The sequence below is a fragment of the Bacillus sp. MMSF_3328 genome (assembly GCF_030733525.1).
Lineage (GTDB): Bacteria > Bacillota > Bacilli > Bacillales > Cytobacillaceae > Bacillus_AB > Bacillus_AB infantis.
This window is the reverse complement of the sequence record NZ_JASHIV010000016.1, coordinates 80217-91951: the sequence shown is the minus strand read 5'-3', so window position 1 is coordinate 91951 and position 11735 is coordinate 80217. Positions and strand designations below refer to the sequence as shown.

General features: G+C 43.8%; 10 protein-coding genes, 1 tRNA gene and 1 rRNA gene. 9 read left to right on the top strand and 3 right to left on the bottom strand.

Annotation, left to right across the window (positions count from 1 at the left end; all coding sequences use genetic code 11):
- Positions 1 to 77, top strand: a 5S ribosomal RNA gene (rrf, locus tag RBB45_RS26440); the annotation flags it as partial.
- A gap of 660 nt (positions 78 to 737) precedes the next feature.
- Here rrf and RBB45_RS20300 read toward each other — a convergent pair.
- Entirely contained in the window at positions 738 to 1361 is a 624-nt protein-coding gene (locus RBB45_RS20300) for a LysE family transporter (protein WP_022544064.1), read from the bottom strand.
- 147 nt (positions 1362 to 1508) lie between these two features.
- Here RBB45_RS20300 and mgtE point away from each other — a divergent pair, with 147 nt between their 5' ends.
- From mgtE to RBB45_RS20280, 4 genes are all read left to right on the top strand, one after another.
- Positions 1509 to 2855: a magnesium transporter gene (gene mgtE, locus RBB45_RS20295; RefSeq protein WP_009795541.1), complete on the top strand. Its 1347-nt coding sequence runs from the start codon at positions 1509 to 1511 to the stop codon at positions 2853 to 2855.
- A gap of 64 nt (positions 2856 to 2919) precedes the next feature.
- The gene (locus RBB45_RS20290; protein WP_022544063.1) at positions 2920 to 3099 is read left to right on the top strand and encodes an H-type small acid-soluble spore protein; all 180 of its coding nucleotides are present in this window, start codon (positions 2920 to 2922) and stop codon (positions 3097 to 3099) included.
- Between the two features lie 145 nt (positions 3100 to 3244).
- Positions 3245 to 6046: a sensor histidine kinase gene (locus RBB45_RS20285; protein WP_306010268.1), complete on the top strand. Its 2802-nt coding sequence runs from the start codon at positions 3245 to 3247 to the stop codon at positions 6044 to 6046.
- Between the two features lie 64 nt (positions 6047 to 6110).
- Complete coding sequence (locus RBB45_RS20280; RefSeq protein ID WP_083783141.1) at positions 6111 to 6902, top strand: CheR family methyltransferase; 792 nt, start codon at positions 6111 to 6113, stop codon at positions 6900 to 6902.
- A 168-nt stretch (positions 6903 to 7070) separates the two neighbouring features.
- On the opposite strand, the gene RBB45_RS20275 is transcribed toward RBB45_RS20280, so the two are convergent.
- Positions 7071 to 8285, bottom strand: a complete 1215-nt coding sequence (locus RBB45_RS20275) for a fused response regulator/phosphatase (protein WP_009795545.1) — start codon at positions 8283 to 8285, stop codon at positions 7071 to 7073.
- 292 nt (positions 8286 to 8577) lie between these two features.
- Between RBB45_RS20275 and RBB45_RS20270 the strand changes: the two genes are divergently transcribed.
- The 4 genes from RBB45_RS20270 to RBB45_RS20255 all read left to right on the top strand — a co-directional run bounded on the left by RBB45_RS20270 (position 8578) and on the right by RBB45_RS20255 (position 11549).
- Positions 8578 to 9798 (top strand): MFS transporter, encoded by a 1221-nt coding sequence (locus RBB45_RS20270; protein WP_306010267.1) that lies wholly within the window; start codon positions 8578 to 8580, stop codon positions 9796 to 9798.
- A gap of 197 nt (positions 9799 to 9995) precedes the next feature.
- Positions 9996 to 10304, top strand: coding sequence for a hypothetical protein (locus RBB45_RS20265; protein WP_009795548.1), 309 nt, complete (start codon positions 9996 to 9998; stop codon positions 10302 to 10304).
- Positions 10305 to 10419: 115 nt separating this feature from the next.
- Entirely contained in the window at positions 10420 to 10683 is a 264-nt protein-coding gene (locus RBB45_RS20260; protein WP_022544061.1) for a DUF2188 domain-containing protein, read from the top strand.
- A 122-nt stretch (positions 10684 to 10805) separates the two neighbouring features.
- On the top strand, positions 10806 to 11549 hold the full coding sequence (locus RBB45_RS20255) for an SGNH/GDSL hydrolase family protein (protein WP_306010266.1): 744 nt from the start codon (positions 10806 to 10808) through the stop codon (positions 11547 to 11549).
- Between the two features lie 90 nt (positions 11550 to 11639).
- On the opposite strand, the gene RBB45_RS20250 is transcribed toward RBB45_RS20255, so the two are convergent.
- Positions 11640 to 11722, bottom strand: a tRNA-Leu gene (locus RBB45_RS20250).
- Positions 11723 to 11735 lie beyond the last annotated feature (13 nt).

The following is an 11735-nucleotide window of genomic DNA, read 5'->3' as shown; positions in this document are numbered from 1 at the left end:
CGAACACGGAAGTTAAGCTTCTCAGCGCCGATGGTAGTTGGGGGCTCTCCCCCTGTGAGAGTAGGACGCTGCCGGGCAAAAAAAAGAACAGTCTGCGTGACTGTTCTTTTTTTTGCGATTTTTTAGTGGAAAAGGAGAAGTTTATATAAACAGGATTGCTCTTGAGTAAAAATTATCGGCCGGGCGGGCGGACGAGCTGGGTTTTAGATTGTAATAATGGGGAGAGCAGCGGCTTAAAGCGTGAATCTCATCAATTGGCCCGATAATCTACCGAATTTGCGAATTATTCTGCCATTTGAAAGATTAATTTACCGACTTTCCCTTTTAATCTACCATTTGCCTTAAATCCAACTAAAGCCAGCTGCAAATTTCCTGAATTTAGCTGTAAAAAGCGCGTAGGGCGGACCAACTGGTTTTTAGATTGCAATAATGGGGAGACCAGCGGCTTAAAGCGTGAATCTCATCAATTGGCCCGATAATCTACCGAATTTGCGGATTATTCTACCATTTGAAAGATTAATTTACCGACTTCCCCATTTAATTTACCATATGCCATAAATCTGACTAGTGCCAGCAGCAGCATCCCCTGCAGAGTCGCGAACAGAATCACTTACACCAAACCAACCGTCCAATCTGCTATGCTTACAGCAAAATGAACGCTATTCTGATCTCCACATCAATCACCGCTAATTTTTCAGCTTCCAGGGAGACTGCACTTTCCTGAACTTCTATGATTGTTAGAAAAACAGCTTATATGCCTCATACCCGAAATAAAGTCCAAATCCGATAAGGGAGAGTCCGGATAAGATAGAAATGAGCGTGAGTATCCTGCTGGTCATGAACCTTCTAAAGCTGCTTGCTACCGCTGCCATTGTCAAATCCCATAACAGCAGCCCTATAAAGATTGCACAGCTGTATATCAATATCTGGCTTTTATCATATTCTGCGGCTGTTTTAGCCAATACAGAGCCATATATGCCAAGCCAAAAAAGAATGGTCAGGGGATTGGAAATGGACATAAGAAAGCCGGAAATAAAAGACTTTGCTGCCGATTCGTCTTTAAGGCGGTCGTTTGATACTACCTTTCCTGCTGTTAAAAGGCTTTCAATTCCTGTATAAACGAGCACAAAAAAACCAAAAAGCCATAAAAATGATTTTACGAAAGGAATCTCAAGAAAATTCACGACCCCCATGTAGACGGCAACCATATATACTCCATCTGCTATCATTGCTCCCAATCCGACAAGCCAGGCGTGGAAAAAGCCGTTTTTGATACCCTTGTCCAGCTGAGCTGCATTTATAGGGCCAATAGGAGCTGCCAGGGAAAGCCCTAGAAAGATATAGCTTAAAAATATGCTCAAAAAAAACAACTCCTTTTCATTTGCTGCTTGTACAATTCTATTCAGCAATATAGGTTTGTACGACAGAAAATTGGATTAAACTGCGGCTGGCTTTGCGAAGACAGAAATGGGGAATAGTAGAAGCGAAGCCAAAGGGGTTGATAATTGATGATTGATGAACAATATTTGGTAAAATTGATCAAACATTTAAAAGAAGCGGATAAACAGCAATTCCAGCGACTGATTGCGGAATTGCAGCCTTATGATATTGCCAGGCTGTATGAGGAGCTTCCGGAGAAGCATCGCTCGAGATTCATCCTTCTGCTTGATCCCGAACAGATTGCAGATCTGCTTGAAGAGCTTGAAAGGGACGAACAGTATGGAGTTTTAGTAAAACTTGGTGTGGAAAAATCGGGCCAGGTCATGGATCTGATGGATAATGACGATTTGGCCTTGCTTTTAGAAGGCCTTTCACCTGGAAGGATAGAGGAGCTCCTGGCTGGTATGAAGCAGGAGGAATCCCAGATTGTCCAGAGCATCATGAATTATCCGCCTGAAACAGCAGGCAGGATCATGACGAACCGGTTTGTGTGGATTCCGGAAAGCTATACGGTCAGTGAAACAGTTGCAAAAATGAAATCTTTTGCTGTATTTTCGGAAACAATCAATTACTTATATGTGATAGATGGAGACAAACGTTTGACAGGAGTTGTTTCTTACAGAGATTTGATTCTAGCAGAGCCTCATGAACAGATTAGGGATATTATGTTCAGCAGGGTGATTTCTGTTCATGCGGAAACGGATCAGGAAGATGCAGCCATGCTGATTGAACGCTATGATTTCCTGGCACTGCCTGTAGTAGAAGAGAATGATCGGCTTGTAGGCATCATTACGGTGGATGATATCATTGATGTGGTTATCAGGGAAGCTACAGAGGATATTGAAAAGCTCTCAGCTTCCGGAAAATCGATTGATTTTGACACTAAAGCTTTCGTGGCTGCCTATCGGAGGCTGCCATGGCTGATTCTGCTGCTATTTATCGGACTTGTTTCGGGATCGATCATCAGCAGCTTTGAAGAGACGATTTCCAAGGTGGTTGCACTGGCTTTCTTTATGCCGATGATAGCCGGGATGACAGGGAATACAGGAACACAATCTCTCGCAGTTGTTGTAAGGGGGCTGATCAGCCGAGATGTTGATCGGGAGCTTGCAGCAAAGCTGATTCTCAGGGAGCTTGCTGTCGGGATTATTATTGGGGTGACTTGCGGCATTCTGATATCTGTGATCGCATATATCTGGCAGGGTAATGGATTTTTGGGCCTGGTGGTTGGCGGCTCTCTTATTATCACCTTGATTATAGGAACTCTAGCGGGGACAATAGTGCCGCTTGTCCTCTATAAGCTGAATATTGATCCGGCAGTGGCTTCCGGGCCTTTGATTACAACCTTGAATGATATTATCTCGCTATTCGTTTATTTCGGCATTGCAACTGCCTTTATATCAAAGCTGATGTGAACAGGAATAAATATCTTCCAGCTGCGAAATGCTAAACCGACAAAACTTTTTTGGAGGGATTGCTTTGAACGCAAACCGTGTGAAACAGATCCTTTCTTCATCTGCAGACATTGAAGTCACTTATAATGGCGCATCAGTATGGATTGACAGCCTCAATGAAGATGGCCGGACTGCAACAGTACATTTGAGAGGTCCGCTTGAAGAAAGGTCGACAGTAGAAATTGGAGAATTACTGGAAAAATAAGATGGACGCCGCTCAAAAGTGAGCGGTTTTTTTTATTTTTTTCTTAAAAAGATGTTTGAAACATAAAAGAAAGGGTATAAAAAGAGGTCGGATTCTGTCCGCTTTTCTATTTATAGGCATTCAGTGCTGAATTAGGGGGGAAATTATGAGTTTTAGAAAGAAACAGTTCCTGGGTTTTGGGATCATTATGCTATTTGTGGCAGCGATCCTATTCTTGACAGTTTATTTTATGAATGGGATGAGAAGCAACCTTAGGGAAATCACTGAGGACAGATATGAAAAAGTTAAAACAGCTGGTGAAATCAGGCAGGGATTTACCCAGTCTGACCAGGTGATTCTGCAGCTGATTAACAGTGAAAAGGCTGCCGATGCGGAAAGCAAAGAGAGAATTGAGGAAAACAGAAACGCAATTCTGCAGGGCATAGCATTTCTTGAGGACCGCCTCAATCGTGAGGAGGCACGGGATCTGCTCACGCAGATCCAGATTGAATACTCCGCCTTGATCAACACAGAGGATGATCTGATAAGGGCGCTGGATGGTGATGTACCTGCAGCAGATTTGCGGAGGCTTATGGAAAGCCGTCAGGAGCAGAGAGACAGCCTTAGTGAAGACTTATCTGACTTCAGTGCTTTTCAGGAAAGCCTGATGGGTGCTTCAGTGGAGAAGTCGCGTGATACATATGATCAAATGATAATCAGCATTATAGCAGGGTCCATCCTTTGTCTTACTGCTGTCGTGGCAGCGGCTTTCTGGGTGATTAGAAGCACATCCATGAGCCTGAAAAAGATAATCAATGTCATATCCCGGGTGAATTATGCCGATCTTTCTTCCCTTCCCAGGGTAGAAATTAATACAAAGGATGAAATAGGCGAAATCGGTCTTGCTTTCAATGAGATGGCTGCATCGCTTGAAGACTATAGTTTAAAAGAAAAAGACTATACGAAACATATATCTGAACAAAATTGGCTGCAGACGAATATTGCAGACATCGCTACGATGTACCAGGATATAACGGATATCAGGACTCTGGGAGAAAAATTTATAGCAGAAGCAGCTGTTATTCTGGATGCTTCTGCCGGGGCGTTTTATTTGCGCAATGGCGAAGGCAGGGACATGAAGTTCTTTAAGCAGGCGAGCTATGCGGGAGATGGAAAAGATGCTGGCAGGGAGGAATTCTACCTTGGCGAAGGACTCATCGGACAGGCAGCCTTGGATAAGCGGACCAGGGTGCTGAAGGAGATTCCCGACGACTACTCTCTTGTCAGTTCCGGACTTGGGGAAATGAAGCCTAAAAGCATACTGATTGCCCCGGTCCTGTTTGAAGGGAATGTCACTGCAGTCGTAGAGTTTGCTTCCATCAGGGAGTTCACAGCTCTTGAAGAGAAGCTTCTGACACAGCTGCTGGATACGCTCGGTATTACAGTCAACAGTGTGCTCGGAAGAATGGAAATCGAGCGGCTGTTAAAAGAATCCCAGATGATGACAGAAGAGCTCCAAGTACAGTCAGAAGAGCTCCAGACTCAGTCTGAGGAACTTCAGGTCCAGTCAGAAGAGCTGCAGTCGCAATCGGAAGAGCTTAGGATGATCAATGAACAGCTTGAAGAAAGAACAAGAGATGCAGAAAAAAAATCCCGGGATCTGCAGCAGGCCAATAAGGATATTGAAGAAAAAGCAGAACAGCTGTTATTGAGCTCAAAATATAAATCTGAATTCCTGGCCAATATGTCGCACGAGCTCAGAACCCCGCTGAACAGCATCCTGCTGTTGTCAGAAATGCTGTCAGAGGGGCAGGGTGAAGAGATACCTGAGGAGCAAAAGGAAGTAGCTAAAGTAATCCACTCATCAGGAAAAGACCTGCTTTCTCTCATTAATGACATCCTGGACTTATCTAAGATTGAGGCCGGAAAGCTGGATATGCTCTTTGAAGAGATGAATTTGAGCGAATTGCCTTCTTATCTGGAATATAATTTCAGCCACCTTGCACAAAAGAAGAATCTGGACTTTAATATTTCAATTGCTGAAGACCTTCCCGGAATCATGTATACTGATCAGCAAAGATTCCAGCAGATTATCAAGAACCTGCTTTCTAACAGCTTTAAATTCACAGAGAAGGGCTCTGTTTCGATCGAAGTAAATCTTGCTGATCCTGAAAAGACAAAAAATCTGCCTTTAAAATCAAAAACTGATTTTTGGACAGAGATAAAAGTGTCTGATACAGGAATAGGCATTCCTGAAAGCAAGCAGTCGATCATCTTTGAAGCATTTCAGCAGGGAGATGGTGCATCTGTAAGGAAATACGGAGGCACAGGGCTTGGCCTTTCCATATGCAGGGAATTTGCAAAGCTTTTGGGAGGCTGGATATTCGTGGATAGCGAGGAAGGGAAGGGAAGTACCTTTACACTGTTTATACCTAGCCTTCCTAATGGCCTTGAGGAAGAACAGCATACTGCAGCAGCACACCTCGAAATAGCCGCTTCGGCTGCCGCAGAAGAAACAATTACAGACACGGGTGTGGAGGAGCCGGAAGTTCCTGCGGGAATTTCAAAGGAAATCCGTCATATCTTTAAGAATAAATCTGTGCTAATATGTGATGATGACAACCGCAATATCTATGCGCTTGAAAAAGCGCTTAAAGCTGAGGGCATGGAAGTTACCACAGTGCAGAACGGGCAGGAATGCCTGGAAATGGTCGGGCAGAAAAGGGATATTGACATTATTCTGATGGATATTATGATGCCTGTTATGGATGGGTATGAAACAATGCAGCGGCTGAGATCCATGGATGGACTTGAACAAATGCCGATCATTGCATTGACTGCAAAAGCGATGAAAGGGGACAAGCAGAAATGTCTGGATGCAGGTGCATCCGATTATATCAGCAAGCCCCTGAAGCTTGATCAGCTCCTGTCCGTCATGCGGGTGTGGCTGACAAAAGCTTCAAAGTAAATTGGAAAGGGGCATATGTGTGAAAAAGGATGTGCTTAAGGCGGATGAACGGGAAAAAATTGAGATGGATCTGCTCCTTGAGGCGGTCTACCTGATTTCCGGCTATGATTACCGCCAATATATGCGCTCCTCTGTGGAAAGAAGGATACAGCATAGAATGAGGCTGGAGCAGATTCCGACAATCAGCAGGCTCACTGAGAAAGTCCTGCACTATCCAGGCTTCATTAATAGAATATTGGACGATTTATCCATCAGTGTGACAGAAATGTTCCGGGACCCGTCCTTTTTTAGAGCTTTTCGTGAAAAGGTTGTACCCCGTCTCAGAGCTCTCCCGGAAATCCGGATATGGCATGCAGGCTGTGCTACAGGGGAAGAAGCTTATTCTATGGCAATATTAATGGAAGAAGAGGGACTTGGCAGCAAAACCAGGATTTATGCGACCGATATAAACGAAAATGTTTTAAAACAGGCAGAGAGCGGGACATTTTCCCTTGCCAGGATGCAGACTTATACTAAGAATTACATCCAGGCGGGAGGGAAGAGGGCTTTTTCAGAATATTATTCTACTGACGAATTCAATGCCTATTTTCACCGGGAGCTTGTAAAAAATGTGATATTTGCCCAGCATAACCTGGTGACTGACGGCTCTTTCAATGAGTTTCATGTCATCATCTGCAGAAATGTAATGATTTATTTTACACCTCATTTGCAGCAGGATGTCCTTGACCTATTTCATGAGAGTCTTTCTGTTGGCGGGTTCCTGGGACTTGGAAACAAAGAAACGCTGAGAATCGGACGTTCAAAGGAAAATTATGCGGAGTTTGATGGCAAAGAGAGATTATATACGAAAAAGTAAGGAGATTGCCTGAATCGTTAGGCAGAAATTCAGAATAAGAAGGGCGGAACCAATGATGGTTCCGCCCTTCCATTTGATATTTTACATAGTTTTGGGACAGGACAGGACATTTTGCTGCAACCCATGGTAATTTATTGGGTGCAGCCCTGCTGGCCAGTCTGCATCTCTCTAAGCAAGCCCGGCAGCAGAATATTTCTGTGCGGCTTCAATGGCCGGATGCTTCAGCACCTGTTCGCTTTCCGCCTTGGCTTGGATCATGACGACACACATATCGTCCGGCTGGCATGCTTGGAGCTCTTTTGGGATGACAAGATTAATGGGCGCATCAATTGTTTCTTTGTCCCATTTCCTGCCCGCAGCCTCTGCCAGCAAGGGAATGCCATCCTCAAACTTCCGTTCAATGGCTTCCATCACCCCGTCGGTATATAAAAGGATTTGAATGCTCTTTTCGTATTCAATGATAGATTTTTCGACTTTTATGTTTTCCCAAAAGCCAATGGCGCAGCTTCCTTTTTTCATTGGGACTGTCTCCCGACCATCCACAAGGGCAAAGCATGGCGGATGCCCGGCATTAACGTATTCTACTGTTTTTTTCTTTGTATCGATCACCAGGTATACAGCTGTAAAATAGTAGTGGAGTCCGCTCTTTTTTTTCTCAAGCATAACCATCCATTTATTCAGCTCTTTGATTACTCTTTCAGGCTCGCTGAAATTCCTGATAACGTCCCTCAGGACAGAAGAGATGAACATGCAGACAAGGGAGGCTGAAATGCCATGCCCCATCATATCCAAAACAATGGCAGCATACCTGTTCTCATCAATCTTATGCCAATAATACATATCTCCTGCCAGTTTAAAAGCCGGAATATAGGAAGCATTAATATGTATGTGATCCTCCTGAACCATTTCGCTCAAAAGATTGTGCTGGACCTGCTGAGCAAGATCCAATTCATCCCTTATTTTCTTTTCGTGCTCTTTATGCCAATCTTTTTCTTCCTTAAGCCTTAAAGCTACTCTTAATCTGGCTGCAAGCTCCACTTTATTGATAGGCTTTGTTATGTAGTCAATGCCGCCTACATCCAGTGCCTCTGCTACCTTTTGGGAATCCTCAAGGGCGGTGACAAATATGACAGGGATGTCACGGTACAGCGGATTCTCCTGGAGGCGTCTGCATGCTTCGATCCCGTCCATTTCAGGCATCATAATATCCATCAGGATGACATCCGCGGTGTTTTGGGCAAAAGCGGGCCCCGCGTTTTCCAAGTGCTTGAACAGGTCTTTAGCCGAGGTAAATGACCGGTAGTCTTCATAGCCGGCATTCCTGAGAATTTTTTCAACTACAAACAAATTCACCTGGTTGTCATCCACTATTAAAATTGACATTCTCACTATCTCCTTTAGGAAAGGGAGCATTTTCAGCTCCTCATAAAACAGTTTTAATTCAGACAGGCCGGGGAAGCAATTACCTGTAAAAGTATTATGTATGACAGCGGTTCAGGAAACCGTTCCGCATTATATACCCGTCTTTTCCGGCTGCTAAACATATTTTCCCGGAATTTCCGTTATAGTTTCATGCTGCTGTACAAAATATAAAATAGAAAGGCCGTTTATTAGGCAGCTGCTCATGATTGCTGTAAAATAAAGGGTGATTTTTACATAGAGAGGAGAACCATTTATGGATGAAGAAAATAGCAAAGTGGATCTCCGGCAGGATTCAGGTGCAGATAAAATTTGGACAAGGGATTTTGTCTTGATCTGCATTGCCAATTTTTTTGTGTTTTTAGGCTTTCAGATGACATTGCCTACCATCCCTTTATTTGTCGAAGAGCTTGGAGGCAACGACCAGCTGATTGGATTCGTGGTCGGTATTTTCACATTTTCTGCCCTGCTTCTCAGGCCCTATGCCGGCCATGCTCTTGAAACAAAAGGAAGGCGCTGGGTTTACTTGCTCGGCCTTTTTATTTTTATTCTTGCAGTGGGAGGATTCGGGTTCGTACCGGGAATCATATTTTTATTTCTATTACGGATTATCCAGGGCGTGGGCTGGGGATTTTCCACTACTGCTTCCGGGACAATTGCAAGTGACCTGATTCCGCCTAAAAGAAGGGGGGAGGGTATGGGCTATTATGGCCTTTCAGGCAATATCGCCCTTGCTCTTGGACCTTCGCTGGGACTCACCCTTGCAGGAATACTGACATTCAAGCAGCTGTTTTTAATTTGTGCTGCACTTGGCGGTGCCGCTCTTCTACTTTCATCACGGATACGCTATAAAAAAGTAGAAGAAAGCCAGGCCGCTGCAACTCCGGTAAAATGGGACTTTTATGAGAAAAGCGCCTTGAAACCATCCGTCCTGCTGTTTTTTATTACTGTCACTTTTGGGGGCATTGCTTCCTTCCTCCCGCTCTATACAGCTCAAAAGGGCATCGGCGGAATTCAATGGTATTTCCTTATTTATGCTCTATCCATTATGCTGACAAGGACCTTTGCCGGGAAGGTTTATGATTTAAAGGGACATAAAGCTATATTTGTACCAGGCGCTCTTCTGATATTAATCGCTATGGTCCTGCTTTCATGGCTGCCGGGCACCGGCATTTTATATCTCGCTGCAGTGCTCTATGGACTCGGATTTGGAAGTGTGCAGCCTGCTCTGCAGGCATGGTCGATTGAACAGGCACCAAGGAACAGGAGGGGAATGGCCAACGCAACATTCTTTTCTTTCTTTGATCTTGGTGTAGGGATTGGAGCAATGGCATTCGGGCAGATCAGCCACTGGTTCGGCTATGGCAGCATTTATTTAACTGCAGCAATATCAGTATTGCTATCAATGATCATGTATCTTATATTTCTTAAAAAAGAGGATACAGGTAAAAATGGAAAAGCTGGAGCACTGCAATAGCAGGCCCAGTTTTTTTTGTTATAAAAATAGGCACTGCTATGTCTTTTGACACTTTCCTTCAGGCAGGAACAGCAGTATGATAAAAACTTCAAAATTCATCATTATGGTTTTGGCAGCAGGAAATCAGGGAAAAGAAAAGCAGAATGCGTCAATCTGAAAATTTCTGATGCTTAAACTATGTCCATGGGGGGATACATATGGCTAAAAGATTAATTCTTTTATCACTGCTGTCTGCTGTTTTATTTGTATTGATTTCCTCATTCGATTTCGATGCAAAAAAGACAAATGCCAACGTAGAAGAGAAAAAAGACTATGTTTCTTTTGAATATAAAATTACCAAGGTTGAAGAAGGGACATACTATGGGAAGTCTGCTGATGGATTGGGCATTTCTTTTACACTGGATGACCTGGATCAGAACATCATCATAAAAAAAGAGGATACAGTAGTCTGTTATTTTGAGAAAGACAATATGAGGGACGGATTGATCCGTGTCGAAAAGAAGTAGCCAGTCTTTTGATTGGCTTTTTTCTTTTGACGGAATAGTGCCGGCTGTGTTTTTTTCAAAAATGAAAGGGTAATAGTGTAGTGGATAAAAAATTTAAATGAAAGAGGCTGATCATATGGCAGATAATAAAAACAGCGATGACCGCAATCAGTATTTCCAGGATCGTGCAGGGACAGATGAAGCGAATTTCCATGTTGTGCCAAATGATGAAGAAGGCTGGGCTGTAAAAAAGGAAGGCGAAGATGAGCCGGAATTGACAACAGGCTCCAAGTCCGAAGCTGTGGACAAGGCAAAGGAAATGGCGAAGGAAGCGGGGACAATGGCTATTATCCATAATGATGAAGGAAGGATAGAGGACCAGGAGAATTACCGCCAATAAGGATTTAAGGCTTCAGCCCCTGGCTGAGCCTTTTTTTTGAGGAATGCCCGAACACCGTATTCGTTTTAAACGGGCTAATATGCTATTCTAAAATAAAGTTTGAAATACAGAGGGTGTCCATCATGAAAATAGTTTGCTTTGGTGATAGTCTAACCCGCGGAGTGTCCTACCTAAAAGGGCGGCTGAGAATCTTAAAAAAGAATTATCCAGCGGTTCTCCAGGAGCTATTCAAAAATAATAGTGCAGGTGAAGCGGGACTGCATATTGAAGTGTTGAACAAAGGTGTCTTTAATGATAATTCGAATCTTCTGCTGTCAAGGCTTGAACGGGATGTTACTGATGAGAAACCTGATTTTGCCATCATCAGCATTGGCGGCAATGACTGCAATTTTTCATGGGAAGAGGTCGCGCAAAATCCGGGCGGCGAACATAGGGCTTCAGTTCCGCTGGACAAATATGCAGACAATCTAAGATATATGATAGAGAAAGTAAAGGACAGCGGGATCACTCCCATTCTCCTGACCCTGCCTCCGCTTGATCCGGTCCGCTATTACGAGAATATTTCAGGCAAGTTCAGTTCACAGATCAGCGGCTGGATATGCAGAGTTGGCGGGATAGAGCACTGGCATGGAAAATATAATCAGAGTCTGAATAAAATTGCGGATGAACTGAATGTGTTGAAAATCGATGTAAGATCTGCATTAAAACAGGCGGGTGACCTGGCAGAATTAATTTCGGCCGATGGAATCCATTTGACCGAATGGGGTTACAAAATCCTTGGGGCAGAGATTTACAATTATCTTGCAGCCTTTATGCAGTCCGGCAATATGGATACTATGCATTTAACTTCTGTAACAGAAAAATAAGGGCAGCCCGTGGGCTGGCCTTTATTTTTATTGTAAGAATAGAAAAAAGCGATTTGCATCTGCAAATCGCTTTACTTAGTGAATCTTTTATGCGGCTGAGAGGACTTGAACCTCCACGGGGTTGCCCCCACTAGAACCTGAATCTAGCGCGTCTGCCATTCCGCCACAACCGCTTACTAGCAACTG